The sequence below is a fragment of the Allobranchiibius huperziae genome (assembly GCF_013410455.1).
Classification (GTDB): Bacteria; Actinomycetota; Actinomycetes; order Actinomycetales; family Dermatophilaceae; genus Allobranchiibius; species Allobranchiibius huperziae.
Window position 1 is genome coordinate 2,088,555 of sequence record NZ_JACCFW010000001.1, and the last position, 17,123, is coordinate 2,105,677.

Sequence of the window (17,123 nt, forward strand, 5' to 3'; positions counted from 1 at the left end):
CTCTGATGCTCATGCGCTCGCCCGTGAACTTCGCCGACGGGCGGAGGAATTGTTACCTACCCGCTGAACGCATGGCCAACCGGGGTCATTCCCGGTGGCGACTACACCTTCAGAACGCTCTTCAGGGCGGCCACCAGAGGGGCTGGACCAGCGACGACGAGGTCCTTGTCCGGGGGTCCGTCACCCCTGCCCACGACCACTCCTCCGGCCTCGGTGACGACGAGCTGGCCGGCGGCCTGGTCCCAAGGATTCAGGCCCGACTCGTAATAGACGTCGAGACGGCCCGCCCCCACCGAGCACAGGTCGAGGGCGGCGCTGCCGATCCGGCGGATGTCGCGCACCTGGCCGATCAGGCTCGCGACGACCGCGCCCTGCCGCTCGCGTTTGGCGATCTCGTACCCGAAGCCGGTGCCCACCAGCGACTTCGCGAGATGCTTCTCCCCGCTCACCGAGAGCGACTGCACGTCGCCGCGTCGCCGAAGGAACGCGCCACCGCCGGCGTGGGCGTGGAAGAGCTCGTCGGTGACCGGGTTGTAAACCGCGCCGGCCACCGTGCTCCACTCCCCGCCCTGCCGTACGTCGCCGACGCACGCCGCGACGGACACCGCGTACGCCGGGATCTCGTAGAGGTAGTTGACGGTGCCGTCGATGGGGTCGACCACCCAGGTGATGCCCGAGCTGCCCTCGTGCTGGGCGCCCTCCTCGCCCAGCAGGCCGTCGTCGGGACGCAACTGGTCGAGGCGTTCACGCAGGAACGCCTCGCTGCGCTGGTCCATCACCGTGACCACGTCGGTGTCGCTGGACTTGGTGGCCGCCACGCCGAGCCCGCGGGGCCGCTCGTCGACGATCAGGCGCCCCGCGGACATCGCGAGGTCGCACGCCATCTGCTCCAGGGTGGCGAGCTCGGGGTGGCCGAGCTGCGGACGGTCGGTCGCCATCAGTCGCTCCCGCACGCGGCCGGCTTGGGCGTGCGCAGGTTGGGACAGCAGCCCGCGGCGCACACCGACGGCATCGCGGCACCCGGCCACGCGGGCAGCAGCACCTGTTCGCCGCGCGCCTGGGCGGCCCGCTCCTCGGCGAGGTCGACCAGCCCGCTCACGAACTCCGGGTCCACCCCGACGGTCGGCACCCGGGTCATCCGCAGGCCGAGCTCGTCGGCGGTCGCGCGCGCCTCGGTGTCGAGGTCGTACTTGACCTCCATGTGGTCGGAGACGAAGCCGATCGGCGCCACCACGACGTCCGTGACGCCCTTGGCGGCCAGCTCACGAAGGTGGTCGTTGACGTCCGGCTCGAGCCACGGCTGCCCGGGGGCACCCGAGCGGGAGCAGTAGACGAGCGCCCCGTGCAGGTCGCGGTCCAGGGTGATCCCCGCCTCGTCGAGGATGACGTGCGCGATCTCGTCGTGCTGGTGCTCGTAGAGGCTGCCCTCACCGTCGCCGGGACCGGAGGTGTCGTCCATCGCCTCCGGGATCGAGTGGGTCACGAAGACGACCCGCAGCTTCTCGTCGTCCGGCTGACCGCATGCGCGGACGGCGTCGGTCACGAGGCGGGTGTTGACCCGGGAGAAGCTCGGGTGGGTCGCGTAGGGGCGGATCTTGTCGACGGCCAGCTCGAGGCCCTCGTCCTGCAGTTCGATCTGGGCGGCGGCGATGTCCTCTCGGTACTGCCGGCAGGAGCTGTAGGAGGAGTACGCGCTCGTGGTGACCACCAGCACCCGGCGGGCTCCCCCGTCGTACGCCTCGCGCAGGGTGTCGACCAGGAACGGCTCGCCGTTGCGGTTGCCCCACAGCACCGGCGTCGCGATGCCGCGGCGGCGCAGCTCGCCGTGCAGGGCGTCGCGCAACGCGCGGCACTGGTCGTTGATCGGACTGACTCCGCCGAAGTCGTAGTAGTGCTTCGCCACCGACTCCAGCCGCTCGTCGGGGATGCCGCGACCTGCGGTCACGCGGCGCAGGAACGGCATGACCTCCTCCGGTGCCTCCGGGCCGCCGAACGACAGCAGCACGACCGCGTCGTACGGCACCATCGCGGCGAGTTCCTCCTGCGGCCCCGGGTCGGGCACCGGCTCGGTCGCGGCGGCGAGGACCTCTTCGCTCACGCCGCCCGGCTCGGGCTGCTGGACCGGTGCGGGGACCGCTTCCGGAAGGGGCCGCGCCGCAGGAGCGACCGGTTCCTCCGGGTGGGACGACTCGGGGCCGTCGCTGGGAACGTTCATCGGGCCAGTCTGCCGCGCACGTCGCGTGTGCGGCCCGGGAGGTCGGCGTGGCCTTGCCGACGGCCGTCGCCGATCGTGACATCCTGCGGACCAGAAGACATCGAGAGGCGGGACGAAGCGATGCGGGACCTGAAGGTGACCGGGGTCGACGGCGCCGACCTGCAGCTGGTCGACGACGAGGGCGGACGCTACCGGCTGTCGGTCGACGACCGGGTGCGTGAGTCGGTCACGGCGGCAGCGGTGGCTGCACCGACGACAGAGGCAGAGTCGTCTCGCGGCAGTGCGCCTCGCGCCGAGGGCACGCAGCCGGGCACGGGCAGAAGTGCGGCCCCGGCCCCAGCCACGGCGGCCCGTGCGGTGAGCCTCGTGCCGGAGCAACCCACTGCGCCGATCGGCGACCTGCCCCATCTGCCTCCTGGCGAACTGGTCACCCCGCGCGCCGTGCAGGAGCTGCTGCGCGCGGGCCACTCGGTGGGACATGTCGCCGCGGCCGCCGGGTGGGACCAGGCCAAGGTGGAGCGCTACGCGGCCCCCATCGAGGCCGAGCGCTCCTACATCGCCGGTCTCGCGCAGGATCTCCCCGTCGGCGCCAGCACGACCGACACGGCAGCCACCGTGGGACAGCGCGTGGCCGCACGGCTGCACGACCGAGGCGTCGCCGGCGACACCGTCGCCTGGGACGCACACCGCACGGCGGGTCGCGGCTGGGTCGTGGTGTGCCGGTTCAGCGCCGGCGGCCGTACCCGCGAGGCGACCTGGTTGTTCCGTGCCGCCACCCGCTCGCTCAACGCCGTCGACGACGAGGCCCGCTGGCTCGGGGAGGACGAGCGAGCCGCAGGTGGCCCGATCCCCGCACCCGTCGCACCGGTGAAGGTGTTCGACGTCGAGGCCGAGGGTGGGGTGTCCGAGCCCGGGGCTCCCTCCGGCTCACCCGCGTCCGCGAGCGCGTCCACATCCGCCGGATCCGCGGCCTCCGCGACCTCTGCGGGAGCAGTCGATCTGGTGTCCGCCATGCAGGCCCGCTCGCGCGGCCGGCGCACGAGAGGCTCGCGCAACCGCTCCGGTCGCACGCCGGTCGACGTGCCACCGATCGAGTCCCTGTCCGACGGATCGCAGGCCACCCGGTCGACGCACCCGGAGCCCCAGTCGGTGCCCGTGCAGCAGCCCGGGCAGACCGGTCATGAGGCCGACCGAGCGGACCGAGCCGCGCCGGACGAGACGCCCGCGGCACCGACGGTCGACGACCTGGGGCACGACCCGGTCACCGGCACGGTGGACCTCTTCGGGGCGGTCGCTCTGCACCCGGACGAGTCCGGGTCCGCCTCGGACCACGATGACGAGGACTCTGCCGTCGGGGATGCCGAGCGCCCGCAGACCGCCGCCCCGGTGCCCGGCCCCGATCACCCCGAGGCGACCGCGCCGACCACCGATCCCGAGCACTCTCAACACGCCGAGCACACCCACGAAACCGCCGAGTCCGAGCGCGGCGAGGATGCCGGGGCGCTTGAGGACGCCGAGGATGTCCGGCACCTGCCCGACGCGAGCATCGGGCACGGGGCCACGGCGGTCGGCGCGTTGCATGACAGCGACCGCGTCGCACCGGGTGCCCCCGACCCGGCGTCAGAAACGCCGGGGGCGACCCCCGACCGCGACGACCAGGAGCCGGGCGATCAGGCCGAGGAGCCGACGGTCGACGTGCCGTCGGACGAGACGCCCTCAGCCGCCCCGCCCCGTCGTCCGAGCGGCGCACGGTCCGGACGGCCCAGCGTGCCGAGCTGGGACGACATCATGTTCGGCGGCCGGCGCGGCCGAGACTGACCCGCGGCAGGTCGCGACCGCTGCGCCAGATCAGCACCGCGGTCACCCACAGCAACAGCACCGTCGCGGCGAGCACCATGCCCACCGTGGCGTTGTTCGGGATGACCACCGCGACGATGCCGCCGACGACCCACGACAGCTGCAGCAGGGTCTCGGAGCGGCCGAAGACGCTGGTGCGCATGTGTTCCGGCACGGTGTCCTGGATCAGTGAGTCCAGAGCCAGCTTGCCGAGCTGCTGACCGATGCCTGCGATCAGCCCGACCAGGATGGCGGTCCGCAGCCCGAAGAACACGGCCGCGGCGACGATCGCCACGGCATCCGCGAGCAGCGTCACGAGCACGATGACCCGCGGCGCGGCGAACTTCAGCAGCGAGCCCATCACCGTGCCCAGTGCGTTGCCGACGCCCGCGGCGCCGACGACGAGGGCGAGCAGCAGGTTGGTGCGGTGCTCCCACCCGGGGAACGGGTGGGCCCGCATGAGGAACGCTAGGAATATCGTCAGGAATCCGGACAGCCAGCGCAGGCCGACGTTCGCGCGCAGCGCGAGCACAACGTCGTGGGACACGCCCCGTCGTACGACGTTCTCTCCCGTCGCGAGGTCGACCATCGACGCCGGCTTCTCGCCCTCGCTGGAGTCGACCCGCGGCGAGAGCAGGACCGCCAGCACCGTGCCGATGATGAAGAGCACGAAAGCGACCCGCAGCGACCAGGCAGGGCCGCCGAGCTTGGTGGCGAGGCCGGCGATGCCTCCGCCGATCGCCGCGCCGACGACACCGGCCAGCGACAGACGCCCGTTGGCCTTGACCAAAGTGAGCTGCGAGGGCAGGAGCCTGGGCGCGGCCGCGGAACGGGTCACCAGATAGGCCTTCGAGGCCACCAGCACGCTCATCGCCACCGGGAAGAGCCAGAGTGAATCGGCGTCGACCGCCTGCGCGAGCACCCAGCAGAGGAACGCACGCCCGGCCAGGGTCGCCCCGATCGCCCACCGTCGACCGTGCCGGAAACGGTCGAGCAGCGGTCCCATGAGGGGCGCGATGACGGCGAACGGCAGCATCGTCAGCAGCAGGAAGAGCAGGGTGTGACCGCGCGCCTGGCTGCTGCTGCCGGCGAAGAAGACCGTGCCCGCGAGGCCAACCGTCACGGCGGCGTCGCCGGCCGAACTGAAGGCGTGCACCTCGATCAGCCGTGACAGGCCCGTCTCGCCCGCGCCCTGCGCCTGGCTGGCCCGGCGCGCCAGCCGATAGGACCCGCGGCCGAATCCGGCACTGCCGCGGCCGAGCAGTGCCGCCCCTCGTACGGCGCCCCGGCCGACCGCCTTGGCCGCCCGCCCGCGTGGCGGGTGTCCGTGTTCCGTATCTGCACCGTCGGCGTACGTCTTGTCCGCGTGGGCGTCCTCTACGCGCCCGTGCGCGCCCTCACGGTGCGGCGACCCGTCGCGCAGGGGGCCGGACCTCGACGTCGCCCGCCCGTCGGAGCGGTCGACGGGTCGGGTCCGGTCAGGTCGAGGGGCCCGGGGCAGCGGCAGGGTCCGCGCGTCGTCGGGTCCCGGCTCGTTCATGCCCACATCATCCCCCGCACCGGTGTCACTCCCCGGCGGCTCGCGGCGTCGATTCTGTGGCGCCGTGTGCGGCGAGGGTGGGCAACGGACAGAGGGCGGAGACCTCCGCCTCGAACGGCAGCGGGTGCTGGGAGGTGACGCGCGCGGCGTACGACGTCATCCGTCGCATGTAGTGCCGCCGGCAGAGCACCTCGTACTCGACGAGGCTCTCCGGTGCGCCCGGTGTCACCTCACCGACGTCGCCGACGACGACCTGGTCGCCCTCGACCACCATCTGACCGTCGACGACGCGCGCGTTGTGGGTGGCTGTGCGCCCGCACCAGCACAGCGCCTCGACCTGCAGGGTCGACACCCGGTCGGCGAGCTCGATCAGCCGCCTCGACCCGGGGAAGAGTTGCGCGCGGAAGTCGGCGGTGATTCCGAACGCGTAGACGTCGATGTCCATCTCGTCGACCACCCGGGCGAGCTGCTCGACCTGCTCGGAGGTGTAGAACTGCGCCTCGTCGCAGATGAGGAAGCGCAGGTCGCGACCGCGCGTGGCGTGCTCGACGACGACGTCCCAGAAGTCGAGTCCGTCGCTCACCTCCAGCGCCTCACGGGCCAGCCCGAGTCGACTGGAGAGCACCGCCTCGCCCGCCCGGTCGTGCCGCGTGAAGACCAGCCCGTCGTGACCGCGGGCGCGATGGTTGTGTTCCATCTGCAGCGCCAGGGTCGACTTGCCGCAGTCCATCGTCCCGGAGAAGAAGACCAGCTCAGCCACGGTCCACCACCCTAAACGGCGACAGCCCTCCGACCCACCAGCTGACCGCCTCCCCCGCGTTTCGGCCCGCTCGGCCCCAGACGACCGCCAGAGACCCCACTACGTCGCACAAGGGACCGCGCGGTGCCCTCCCATCCGGCACGCACCCGTCCCGGCCCCCACAAGGGACCGCGCGGCACCCTCCCAGCCAGCACACCCCTGGTCCAGGCCGCCCGAAATCCGGCGCCGTCACCACAAGGGACCACGCGGTGCCTGCGTGCCATAGGCGCGGACGTCCCGACGTTCACAAGGGACCGCGCGGCACCCTCCCAGCCAGCACGCCCCCGTGCGAGAGCAAATCAGGCGGGCAGATGCACGAACGGCACCAGCTGTTCGGCCGCGGTGAGCGACCCGTGCTGACCGACGAGACCCGACACCCGAGGCGTCATCACCCGGCTGTCGAACACGCCGGCCGGCGCGTGCATCGCCACGATGACCTCGCCGAAGCGCGGCAGCACCCGGTCCAGCACCGGCCCGAAGAGCCCTGCGGCCACGGCCTCCTCACGGCTGAGCACCCACGCGGACGCCGCGAGCCGTTCACGCCACGCGGCCAGCACGGTGTCGGCGGCCCCGGGCAGGCAGTAGACCTGAGGTGCGCGCAACTCGCCGCCGACCAGGTGTACACCGTCGCGCAGATCGGGATCGTGGACGACGTCGATGCGGGCGTCGGCGGGGATGTCGACCATCCCGTGGTCGGCGGTGATGGTCAGCGAGGTCCCGGACGGCAGCGCGGCGTGCAGCCTCGCGAGCTCCCGGTCGAGCAGCTCCAGCTCGTCACCCCACTGCCAGGAGTCGCACCCGTGCACGTGACCGGCCTTGTCCACCTCGCCCCAGTAGAGATAGAGCAGCGCGGGATCGTCCGCGGGTGCGGCGCGCAGTGCGGCGAGCGCGGCGTCGACCCGCCCGGACAACTCCTCCTTCCCCACGAACCGGGCACCGCGCAGCGCCGCGGTCGTCAGGCCGGAGCCGTCGAAGTGGTCCGGCCCCACCATCGTGACGTGCGCCCCCGCTGCCGTCGCCTGCTCGAAAACCGTCGGGCGTGGCTGCCATTCGAGGGGATCAGGACCGCCCTGCCAGGTCAGTTCGTTGAAGACGTAGCGGGCTCCCGGCGCCCGCACCTGGTAGGCCACGAGCCCGTGCACCCCCGGTCCGCATCCGGTCCCGAAGCCGCCCATGCTCGTCGCCGTGGTCGAGGGGAAACCGGCCGTCAGCGGTTCGGCGATCTCCGCTGCCCCGGCCAGGGCACGACGCAGGAACGGCGCGTGCCCACCCCGGGCACGCAACTGCTCCCAACCCAGCCCGTCGACGAGCACCACGACGGCGCGGCGTGCCGGCGGAAGCGGCGCTACGGGTGGCTCGCCCGGCAGCCGCACGCCCAGCGACGCCACGAGCCGGGGCAGCACTCCGACCAGGCCGCGCTCGTCGTACGACGGGAGCACGGCTCCGGGGAAGGTCACCTCGTGGGCTGTCCGAGCGCGCGGGACAGGACGGCGGCGAACTGCTTGGCCTGCTCCAGGGTGTCGTCACCGTCGACCTCTCCGGTGATGCGCAAGGTGATGTCGTCGTCGCCGATGGTGCCCTCGTACCCGTGGTCGGCCTCGCACTGCGGGTCGGCGCACTGCGCGGGCATGATGTCGATCGCCGCGACGGTGCCCCACCCCAGCTTGAGGGTGATCTCGCGGCCGAGGCTGCCGGGCCGGTAGTCCTCGGGCGCGGAGACCACGTGCGCGAGCATCACCCCGCGGACCCTCCCGAGCGGGATGGTCTCGGAGGTGGCGGTCGCGACCGCGCCGAGGTGCTCGGCAGGCGTGTCGGCGGAGGGCGCGTGGTCGTCGGCGTGCACCACTACGAGACGGTGCGGCGCGAGGACGAGCACGGTGACGTGACGGCGTACGGTCTCGCTGTCGAAGGTGGTCTCCGCGTGCACCAGGTGGGACACCACGGTGTCGTCGCCGAGCGCGGTGGCGACCACATCGCTCACCAGCGCCGGGTAGTAGCCCGAGGTGTCGATGTCGGAGAGCAGGGCTTCGGGCAGCGCGTCACTGCGGGGACCGGCATAGGACATTGGGGCATCCTCTCACCCCTGCGGGCCTGCCTCCCAAGCATCGGTACTGCACCCCGGCCGCGGGGACGCGTGCCGTAGGACGACCGGTCAGGCCAGTGCGCGCCGTCCGCGATCGGTCCGTGCCGCGCCCGGCGCGACCGTGATGCTCGCGCCCAGGACCTCGATCCCGTCTTCGTGGGTGTTGACCGGGTTGAGCTCCAGGGAGACGACCTCGGGCATCTGCTCCGCGATCATCGAGACCCGCGCGATCACATCCTCCAGCGCGACCCGGTCGACCGGCGGGCGACCTCCGTGTCCGCGCAACAGAGGCGCGGCGCGCACCGATCCGATCAGGTCTCGCACGTCCCCGGTGCGCAGGGGCGGGATGCGGTAGCCGATGTCGCCCATCACCTCCCGCGGCGGGCCAGCGAGCGCGAAACTCACCACGGGGCCGAAGAGCGGGTCCTCCACCGAGGAGATCACGCACGGGATCCCTGGCGTCGCCATCCTCTGCACCACGAGCCGGTTGGCGTGCAGGGGGCGCAGTCGGTCGTCGAGGGTCGTGTAGGCCGCGCGGACCGCGGAGCGGTTGTGCAGGTCCAGCCGCACGCTCGCGATGGGCTGGCTGCTCGCGATGGGCGACGTCGACTTGACCACGACCGGGAAGCCCAGTCGCGCGCCCGCCGCGGCGGCATGGGCCGGCGAGTCGACGGGCACCGTCTCCCAGACCTCGATCCCGTACGCCGCCAGCAGCTCGCGCACCTCGCCGGGCTGCAAGGCGCGGCCCTGCGGTGACCCGGCCAGCACGGCGTCGACGACCGCATCGGCGCGGGTGCGGTGGATGCCCTCGGGGGTGACCAGCTCACCGTGGTCGGCCGCCCGCCACTCGGCGTACCGGGTGGCGGCGGCCAGCGCGCGCACCCCGTCCTCGGGAGTGCTGTACGCCGGCACGATCACCGGGGTGACCTCGCCGTCGGGCGTCGTACGCCGGCCGGACGCCAGGGCCGCGCGCACCTCGTTGATCCCCACGAAGGTGGCGACGCAGGGTTTGCGGTGCCGCGCCGCGACCTGTGCGAGCGCGGTCGCCGAGGCGATGCTCGGCTCGGTCTTCGCGTGCAGGAAGCACGCGACCACGCTGTGCACGTCCGGGTCGGCGAAGACCTCCTCCAGAGCCTGCTCGACCTGCGCGCCCGACGCGTCCGGCGGCACACTGCGCGGACCGTGCACCACGTCCAAGCCCCAGCTGACGACCGCGTCCGCGGCGAGCGCGCCAAGCGACACGGTGTTTCCGACGACCGCGACGCCGGTGCCGCCCGGGAGCGGCTGATCGACGACCAGCTGGGCCACGTCGAGCAACTGGTGCAGGTTCTCGACCCGGATCACGCCGGCCTGCCGCAGCATCTGGGCGAACGCCTCGGGACCGACGGTCGTGTCACGCACCCGGTGACCGGGCGGGACGCCGTAGACCGAGGTGCCGGACTTGATCACGATGACCGGCTTCTCCTGCGCCAGCCGTCGGGCGATGCGGGAGAACTTGCGGGGATTGCCCATCGACTCCAGGTAGAGACCGGCGACGCGCGTGGTCGGATCATCGATCCAGAACTGCATGATGTCGTTGCCGGAGACGTCGATCCGGTTGCCTGCGGACACGAAGTCGCTGAGGCCCAGGCCGCGACGCCCGGCCGAGGCGAGCACCGAGATGGCGAGGACGCCGCTCTGCGCGAAGAGACCGAACCCGCCGGCCTCCGGCATGTCCGGCGCCACCGAGGCGTTCATCCGCACGGATTCGCGCGTGTCGATGATCCCGAAGGAGTTCGGGCCGACCACCCGCATACCGCCCCGCCGCGCCACCTGGAGCAGTTCGCGCTGCAGAGCGGCGCCTTCCTCGCCGACCTCGGCGAAACCCGCCGACACCACGATGAGCGCCTTCACCCGGTGCGCGGCGCAGTCCCGCGCCACCTCGAGCACCCCGCCGACCGGCACCGCGATCACCGCGACGTCGACCGGTCCGGGCAGGTCGCTCACCCGTGCGTAGACCTCACCCTCGACCTCACGGTGCGGGTTGCCGTTGACCGCGTACGCCGTGCCGGTGAACCCCTGCCCGACCAGCCGCTCATAGATCTCCCGGCCCACCGAGGTCGGGCGAGAGCCGACACCGACCACCGCCACGCTGGTGGGGTGCAGCAGCGCGGCCACGCTGAGGGCCTCCGCCCGGTGCTCGCGGGCCTCCAGCACCTCCCGGCTGCGGTTGGTGGTCTCGATGCGGAAGGACAGCGCCACGACCCCGTCGTCGAAGTGACGACGCACCTCGAAGCCGGCCTCGGAGAAGACGCCGAGCATCTTGCGGTTCTGCGGGAGTACGTCGGCGGTGAACTCCTCGATGTCGCCCTCCTGGCCGATGGCCACCAGGTGCTCGAGCAGCACCGATCCCACACCGCGGCCCTGGAAGTCGTCGGCCACGTTGAAGGCGACCTCGGCACGCGGCGGTGCGTCACCCACGCGGTCGTAGCGGGCGATGCCCACCAGCTGCTCGCCCGCCTCCATCACCAGGGCGACCCGGGCGTGGTGGTCCACGTTCGCGAAACGATGCGCGTCGCGGTCCGACAGGTGCGGCAGCGGTGCGAAGAAGCGAAGGTAGATCGATTCCTTGGACTGCCGCTCGTGGAACTCCTGGATCAGGGCGGCATCGGTCGGCCGGATGGGGCGCACGTGCCCGATCGAGCCGTCGCGCAGGACGACATCGGCCTCCCAGTGGGAGGGATAGCCCGGCGGCCGCGGGTCCCCGTCGCTCACTCGGTCAGCTTCCCACGTCAGCCGACCGGATCGACGAGCCTCCAGGTGGCCCCCGCGTCGTTGGACCACCAATACCCCGCGCCGTTCAGGGTGATCGCGTAGTACTGGCTCCCGCCGGGGCTGGCGATCCAGTCGATCCCGCTCGTGCCCAGGTTGAGCGGCCCGTCCTTGGCCGTGAACGTGGCGCCGCCGTCGGTGGACACGACCAGGGACCCCGCTCCCACGGTCGCGGCCCCACCCGATGTGTCGGTCGGACCGGCCGAGGCGGCCACGTGATCGGCGTCGATGGATGCCAGGTCCGGCCGAGCGCCGGTGGGCAGCTGCAACGCCCCGGTCGAGACCTTCGTCCAGGTCGACCCGTCGTCGGTGCTGTGCACCAGCGTGTAATTCGTCAGCGATCCGTTGGGCGTCGGGGCGCACAGTGCGAAGAGCTGGTGGTCGAGGGTGGAGGACGGGGTGATGGCCTGCAGCGGCGTACCGGCGCATGCGTCCGTCGCGGACATCGGCTCCAGCGTGTCGCCGGTCAACCGTAGCGGGGGCAGCGGCGACCCGGAGGCGCTGGTGAGCGAGAGGTAGGCCATGCCGTTGCGGACCACGATCTGCCCGGACACGATCGGCGCCGTGAGGTCGGCGGTGGAGGACGCGGCCTGCGGCACGGTGTCGGCGGAGGTGTCCATCCGCGTCACGCTCACCGACCCGTCGCACGTCGAGGAGGCGCAGTTGTCGGCGGTGAGGACCAGCAGGTCGCCGTGCCACGCCTCGACGTCGAGGACGGTACGGCCCGGGTGGGCCACCCGGGAGAAGCTCGCTCCCGAGTCGTGGGTCACCCACAGGTCGCCGCCGAAGACGTACCCCGTGGTCGGCGTCACGAAGCGGACGTCGCGCAACTGGTCATCGGCCTGGATGCGACTGGCTCCGGGCCCGACCGGGGTGGAGTAGCGGGATGCGTCGAAGGTGTGCACGGAGGACCAGTGCGTGCCGTTGTCGCCGGAGCGCAGCAGCACCGGACAGGTGAAGCCCCCGCAGGTGCTGGACCCGAGGTCGTAGACCACGTTGTCGCCGGCGTTGCTGAGCGACCAGGTGACGAAGGTGTCCGGCGGCGCCAGACGAGGCTGCGCCTGTGCCTGCGACTGCGACTGACCACCGGGCGACGTCGACGTCCCGCTCTGTTGCTGCTGCGGCTGCAGGGTGCCGGACCGCCCTCCCGATGAGCCGGACGAGCCGGGTGAATCGGATGCGCCGGCGGGGCCGCTCGCCTGGGGCGCGCCCGACGAGTTCGTCGTCGATCCACCGGCGAGGGCCGGGGCGTTCGACTGCGGGGTCTGCGCGGTCCAGACCCCGAACGCGGCGATGGCCGCCACCGCGGCGGCTGCGACGCCACCGGCCAGGAGACGGTGCGGGCGGCGGCGCCGGGCGGCCCGGGTGATCCGGGCCCAGTCCAGGTCACCGGCGGCCTCGGGTCGCACCGACGAGCGGTGCGCGCCGAAGAAGCGCGCGACCGGGTCGTCGTCGTACGCCGGTTCGCGGTGGTCGTCGCCGGTGTCGTACCGGTCGTGGTTGCTCATCGCACCTGCTTCAAATGCTCGGCCAGCATTTTGCGGCCGTCGTAGAGGTCTCGTTTGACTGCGCCCTCGGACTTGCCCAGCTCGCGGGCGACCTGGGCCACCGACAGATCGGCGTAGTAGTGCAGCAGCACCGTCATCCGCAGTCGCCCGGGCAGCGATTCCACGGCGTCGCGCACGGTCAACCGCGTCGCGACATCGGGTTCGGGCGCCGCCACGTCGATGTCGACGGGTCGCCCGGCAGTGAACTTGTCGTACGCCGCCGCCTCACGGCCCCGCTTGCGCCAGTGGTCGCGGACCTGGTTGGCGACCGTCGTGTAGAGCCACGGCCGCGGCTCGGCGACCTGGCCCCAGTGGTTGATCAACCGGATGAACGCCTCCGTGACGAAGTCGTGCGCCAGATCGCGGTCCCCCACCAACGACGTCGCCCATCCGACGAGTCGACCGAAGTGCGCGTCGTACACCTCGCGCACCGCCGCGTCGGTCGCTGATGCCCCCCGAACCACCGTCGCCCTCCCCTCTTCACGCGTGTGTCGCCGCGACCGGACGCCGGCGGGCGCCAGGAGGGAGATGGTGGTCATGTCCCTTGAGACGCCGAAGGCACCCGATCGGTTGGTGCACCTTCGCTGCGCCCGGCGCGTGACGTTGGTTACATTCACATATGCCGTCGACGAGCCAGCACCCTATCGCTACGCCGGCAGACGATTTCCGCGCTGCGCGGGATCACCTGCTGTCCCACCGCACCGACTACGACGCCGCGATCGCAGGCTACTCGCCGCCACGCCTCGAACGCTTCAACTGGGCCACCGACTGGTTCGACGTGTTGGCCACGGAGGCGGACTCGCGCGATCGGGCGGCGCTGACCATCGTCGATCAGGGCGACGGCGAGGACCGCCGTACGAGCCACACCTACGCGCAGCTGGCCCGACGCTCTCAGCAGGTGGCCGGCTGGCTGGCGTCGCTCGGCGTCGGCCCCGGTGACCGGGTGCTGCTGATGCTGGGCAACCAGGTCGAGCTGTGGGAGAGCCTGCTGGCGTGCATCCGGCTGGGCGCGGTCACCATCCCCGCAGCGACGCTGCTCACCCCGGCGGATCTTCGGGACCGGATCGACCGCGGCGTCGTCGCCCACGCCATCGTCAGGGCCGACGCGGCGGACGCGTTCGAGACGGTGCCCGGCGACTTCACCCGCATCGCGGTCGGCGACGGCCACCCGGAGGGCTGGCGCTCCTACTCCGAGAGCGAGTCGTACGCAGGGTCCGCGCCCGCGGCCGTCACCGGCGCGCACGATCCGATGCTCGTCTACTTCACCTCGGGCACGACGGCGGCTCCCAAGCTCGTCACCCATACGCATGCGTCCTACCCGGTCGGGCACCTGTCGACGATGTACTGGATCGGTCTGCAGCCCGGAGACGTGCACCTCAACGTCAGCTCGCCCGGCTGGGCCAAGCACGCGTGGAGCTGCATCTTCGCACCCTGGAACGCCGGCGCCACGGTGCTGATGGTCAACCAGGCGCGGTTCGACGCGCAGGGCCTGCTGCGGTCCCTCGCGCAGGAGCGCGCCACGACCTTCTGCGCGCCGCCCACCGTCTACCGGATGCTCGTGCAGAGCGACCTGGCGCCCTGGCGCGAGCGGTTGTCGCTGCGCGAGATGGTCGGCGCGGGCGAGCCGCTCAATCCCGAGGTGATCGAGCAGGTGCGCGCCGCGCTCGGGATCACCGTGCGCGACGGGTTCGGGCAGACCGAGACGACCGCGCAGATCGGCAACACCCCCGGCCAGCGGGTCGTGCCCGGGTCGATGGGCCGGGCGCTGCCGGGTTACGACGTGGTCCTGGTCGACCCGGCCTCCGGCGCCGACACCGGCGATGACGAAGGCGAGATCTGCCTGCGTCTGGACGGACCGCTCGGCCGGCCTGTCGGACTGATGGTCGGCTACGACGCGGACCGCGAGCGCACTGCCGAGGCGATGCGCGGCGGGGTCTACCACACCGGCGACGTCGCCGTGAGGGACGCGCAGGGCTACGTGACGTACGTCGGGCGCTCCGACGACGTGTTCAAGGCGTCGGACTACCGCATCTCCCCCTTCGAGCTGGAGTCGGTCCTCATCGAGCACCCGGCGGTGGCCGAGGCGGCCGTGGTGCCGTCGCCGGATCCGACCCGTCTGGCCGTGCCAAAGGCGTACGTCGTCCTCGCCGCGGGCCACGCACCGGACGAGCGCACCGCGCTCGACATCCTCACGTACGCGCGCGAGCACCTCGCGGCGTACAAACGGATCCGGCGGATCGAGTTCGCCGAGCTGCCCAAGACGATCTCCGGCAAGATCCGCCGGGTCGAGTTGCGCGCCCGGGAGCAGGATCAGCACGGCACCGGCGCGCCCGATGCGCGGCGGTCGGGACCGACGGAGTTCTGGGAGTCCGACTTCCCCGACCTGAAGTCGGCGCCCGACTCATCGTCCTCGTCGACGTCGTCGTCCACCTCGCCCGGCCGCACGGACTGACGGCGGTGCAACTGCGCGAAGCCATCCTGCGACGCCGGATGGTGCGGCGTTTCGACGCCACCCGACCGGTCCCGCCCGAGGTGCTGCGACGAGTGGTACAGCTCGCGCTGCGGGCGCCGAGTGCCGGGTTCAGCCAGGGGTTCGACTTCGTGGTGCTGCGTGACGACGCCGACCGGGCGGCGTACTGGGCGGCCACATCCGACCCTGACGCGCCCACCGACGGCTGGCTGCACGGAGTGTCCGACGCGCCCGTGCTGATCCTGTGCTGCTCGGACAGGTCGCGCTACCTGCGCCGCTACGCCGAGCCGGACAAGGCGCGCTCGGGCGTGGCAGGTTCGCCCTGGCCGGTCCCCTACTGGGACGTCGACACCGGCATGGCCGCGTTGCTGATGTTGCTCGGCGCGGTCGACGAGGGGCTGGGCGCGCTCTTCTTCGGGGTGCCGGCCGACCGGACCGACACCGTCCTGGCACGTTTCGGCATTCCCGAGGGCCACCACCTGGTCGGCGTCGTCGCACTCGGCTACGCCGCCGAGGACCGGCCGAGCGGCAGCACCCGCACCCGTGCCCGCCGGCCGCTGGACGAGGTCTTCCACGACGGCACCTTCGGCGCCCCGCTGCACTGAACCTGCGTGCGCCGGGCACCGACTGCAGAGCCGGGCCGACCGCTTCTCCGCCCAGGTGAACAGTTTGCGTTGGTGGCCAGTGCTGCAGCACTGGCCACCAACGCAAACCGACCACCTCGCCGCTAGCGCAGGTCGCCTACCGAGGATCGAATCTCAGCGGCACTCGGGTGACCAGCGACGGGTCGAGCTGCTCCAACCCCGTCGCACCGGCCAGGCCCATCAGATGGCCGAGTTCCTCGCGCAGCCCGGTCAGCAACTGGGCCACACCCTCCGCGCCACCGGCGGCCAGGGCCCAGACGGCGGGGCGGCCGACGAACACCGCCGACGCTCCGAGCGCCTGCGCGACCAAGGCGTCACGACCACACCGCACGCCACCGTCGGCCAGCACGGTGGTGCGGTCGCCGACCGCGTCGACGACCTCCGCGAGCGCGTACGCCGTCGGGACGGCGCCGTCCAACTGCCGGCCGCCGTGGCTGCTGACCCACACGCCCGCGGCGCCGGCCTGCACACAGGCCAGCGCGTCGTCACCGCGCAGCACTCCCTTGACGATCACCGGCAACCCGGTCAGGTCGGCCAGCCGCTCGATGTCGGCGAGCGTCTGACGCGGGGTCTGATCGATCAGCGACCAGGGATCCTGCACGTCGGTCGGCAGATGCTGACGGACCCCGATCAGGGCCAGCTCGTCGTCCAACGGCACCGGTCGCGCCCGGCCGGCGGTCGGCCGGTAGCCGAGATACGGCGTGTCACCCGTGAGCACCAATGCGGTGGCGCCGGCCGCGGCAGCCCGCAGCGCGAGCGCATCGCTGACGCCGCGCTCGCGCATCAGGTAGACCTGGAACCACCACGGCCTGGCGCCCAGTTGCTCCGCCACCTGCTCGAGCGGCACGGTCGAGCGACTGGACAGCACGAAGGGTGCGCCGCTGGCGGCGGCACCGCGCGCGGTGGCCGCCTCACCCTCGGGATGCACCAACCGGTGGTACGCCGTGGGCGCGACACCGATCGGGCTCTCCCAGTCACCGAAGACCGCGCACGACGTGTGCACCGACGACACATCCCGCAGCACACGCGGGCGCAATCGCCATAGGTTCCAAGCCGGTTCAGCCTCTCGGGCGCTCTGGTCATCGCCCGCACCGCGGGCGATGTAGTGCCAGACGTCCGGATCGAGCCGTTCCCGCGCAGTGCCCTCCAACTCATGGAGCGTCTCGCGCATCGACATC

The 17,123-nt window shown here is 72.2% G+C and carries 13 protein-coding genes; 3 read left to right on the forward strand and 10 right to left on the reverse strand.

Annotated features, from left to right (window positions below):
• Positions 1 to 101: 101 nt before the first annotated feature.
• Together HNR15_RS09865 and HNR15_RS09870 are read right to left on the reverse strand one after the other, a co-directional pair.
• Entirely contained in the window at positions 102 to 938 is an 837-nt protein-coding gene (locus HNR15_RS09865) for an inositol monophosphatase family protein (protein WP_179481319.1), read from the reverse strand.
• On the reverse strand, positions 938 to 2,026 hold the full coding sequence (locus HNR15_RS09870) for a ferrochelatase (protein ID WP_179483699.1): 1,089 nt from the start codon (positions 2,024 to 2,026) through the stop codon (positions 938 to 940). Before HNR15_RS09870 ends, HNR15_RS09865 begins: the two co-directional genes overlap by 1 nt.
• Positions 2,027 to 2,335: 309 nt before the next feature.
• Between HNR15_RS09870 and sepH the strand changes: the two genes are divergently transcribed.
• Positions 2,336 to 4,033, forward strand: coding sequence for a septation protein SepH (sepH, locus tag HNR15_RS09875; RefSeq protein ID WP_179481320.1), 1,698 nt, complete (start codon positions 2,336 to 2,338; stop codon positions 4,031 to 4,033).
• On the opposite strand, the gene HNR15_RS09880 is transcribed toward sepH, so the two are convergent.
• The 7 genes from HNR15_RS09880 to HNR15_RS09905 all read right to left on the reverse strand — a co-directional run bounded on the left by HNR15_RS09880 (position 4,002) and on the right by HNR15_RS09905 (position 13,295).
• Positions 4,002 to 5,591, reverse strand: coding sequence for an MFS transporter (locus HNR15_RS09880; protein WP_246305909.1), 1,590 nt, complete (start codon positions 5,589 to 5,591; stop codon positions 4,002 to 4,004). The two genes, sepH and HNR15_RS09880, sit on opposite strands and share 32 nt — an antisense overlap.
• A gap of 25 nt (positions 5,592 to 5,616) precedes the next feature.
• Positions 5,617 to 6,351, reverse strand: a complete 735-nt coding sequence (locus tag HNR15_RS09885) for a thymidine kinase (protein ID WP_179481322.1) — start codon at positions 6,349 to 6,351, stop codon at positions 5,617 to 5,619.
• A 338-nt stretch (positions 6,352 to 6,689) separates the two neighbouring features.
• Positions 6,690 to 7,847, reverse strand: a complete 1,158-nt coding sequence (locus HNR15_RS09890) for an alkaline phosphatase family protein (protein WP_343048492.1) — start codon at positions 7,845 to 7,847, stop codon at positions 6,690 to 6,692.
• Complete coding sequence (locus tag HNR15_RS09895; protein ID WP_179481324.1) at positions 7,844 to 8,455, reverse strand: DUF5998 family protein; 612 nt, start codon at positions 8,453 to 8,455, stop codon at positions 7,844 to 7,846. The genes HNR15_RS09890 and HNR15_RS09895 overlap by 4 nt, the downstream gene beginning before the upstream one ends.
• An 87-nt stretch (positions 8,456 to 8,542) precedes the next feature.
• Positions 8,543 to 11,227: a bifunctional acetate--CoA ligase family protein/GNAT family N-acetyltransferase gene (locus HNR15_RS09900; protein ID WP_343048493.1), complete on the reverse strand. Its 2,685-nt coding sequence runs from the start codon at positions 11,225 to 11,227 to the stop codon at positions 8,543 to 8,545.
• 17 nt (positions 11,228 to 11,244) lie between these two features.
• On the reverse strand, positions 11,245 to 12,792 hold the full coding sequence (locus HNR15_RS18240; protein WP_246305910.1) for a sialidase family protein: 1,548 nt from the start codon (positions 12,790 to 12,792) through the stop codon (positions 11,245 to 11,247).
• Positions 12,789 to 13,295, reverse strand: coding sequence for a sigma-70 family RNA polymerase sigma factor (locus HNR15_RS09905; RefSeq protein WP_179481328.1), 507 nt, complete (start codon positions 13,293 to 13,295; stop codon positions 12,789 to 12,791). The genes HNR15_RS18240 and HNR15_RS09905 overlap by 4 nt, the downstream gene beginning before the upstream one ends.
• Before the next feature lie 155 nt (positions 13,296 to 13,450).
• Between HNR15_RS09905 and HNR15_RS09910 the strand changes: the two genes are divergently transcribed.
• Positions 13,451 to 15,283: an AMP-binding protein gene (locus HNR15_RS09910; protein WP_179481330.1), complete on the forward strand. Its 1,833-nt coding sequence runs from the start codon at positions 13,451 to 13,453 to the stop codon at positions 15,281 to 15,283.
• A 5-nt stretch (positions 15,284 to 15,288) separates the two neighbouring features.
• Complete coding sequence (locus HNR15_RS09915; RefSeq protein WP_179481332.1) at positions 15,289 to 15,906, forward strand: nitroreductase family protein; 618 nt, start codon at positions 15,289 to 15,291, stop codon at positions 15,904 to 15,906.
• Between the two features lie 136 nt (positions 15,907 to 16,042).
• Here HNR15_RS09915 and HNR15_RS09920 read toward each other — a convergent pair whose 3' ends face one another.
• On the reverse strand, positions 16,043 to 17,116 hold the full coding sequence (locus tag HNR15_RS09920) for an alpha-hydroxy acid oxidase (RefSeq protein WP_179481335.1): 1,074 nt from the start codon (positions 17,114 to 17,116) through the stop codon (positions 16,043 to 16,045).
• Positions 17,117 to 17,123 lie beyond the last annotated feature (7 nt).

Bases quoted from the DNA above. Each gene is read 5' to 3' on its own strand.
- HNR15_RS09870 (WP_179483699.1), bottom strand. From the start codon at position 2,026: ATGGTGCCGTACGACGCGGTCGTGCTGCTGTCGTTCGGCGGCCCGGAG.
- HNR15_RS09895 (WP_179481324.1), bottom strand. From the start codon at position 8,455: ATGTCCTATGCCGGTCCCCGCAGTGACGCGCTGCCCGAAGCCCTGCTC.
- HNR15_RS18240 (WP_246305910.1), bottom strand. From the start codon at position 12,792: ATGAGCAACCACGACCGGTACGACACCGGCGACGACCACCGCGAACCG.
- HNR15_RS09910 (WP_179481330.1), top strand. From the start codon at position 13,451: ATGCCGTCGACGAGCCAGCACCCTATCGCTACGCCGGCAGACGATTTC.
- HNR15_RS09920 (WP_179481335.1), bottom strand. From the start codon at position 17,116: ATGCGCGAGACGCTCCATGAGTTGGAGGGCACTGCGCGGGAACGGCTC.
- HNR15_RS09880 (WP_246305909.1), bottom strand. From the start codon at position 5,591: ATGAACGAGCCGGGACCCGACGACGCGCGGACCCTGCCGCTGCCCCGG.
- HNR15_RS09865 (WP_179481319.1), bottom strand. From the start codon at position 938: ATGGCGACCGACCGTCCGCAGCTCGGCCACCCCGAGCTCGCCACCCTG.
- sepH (WP_179481320.1), top strand. From the start codon at position 2,336: ATGCGGGACCTGAAGGTGACCGGGGTCGACGGCGCCGACCTGCAGCTG.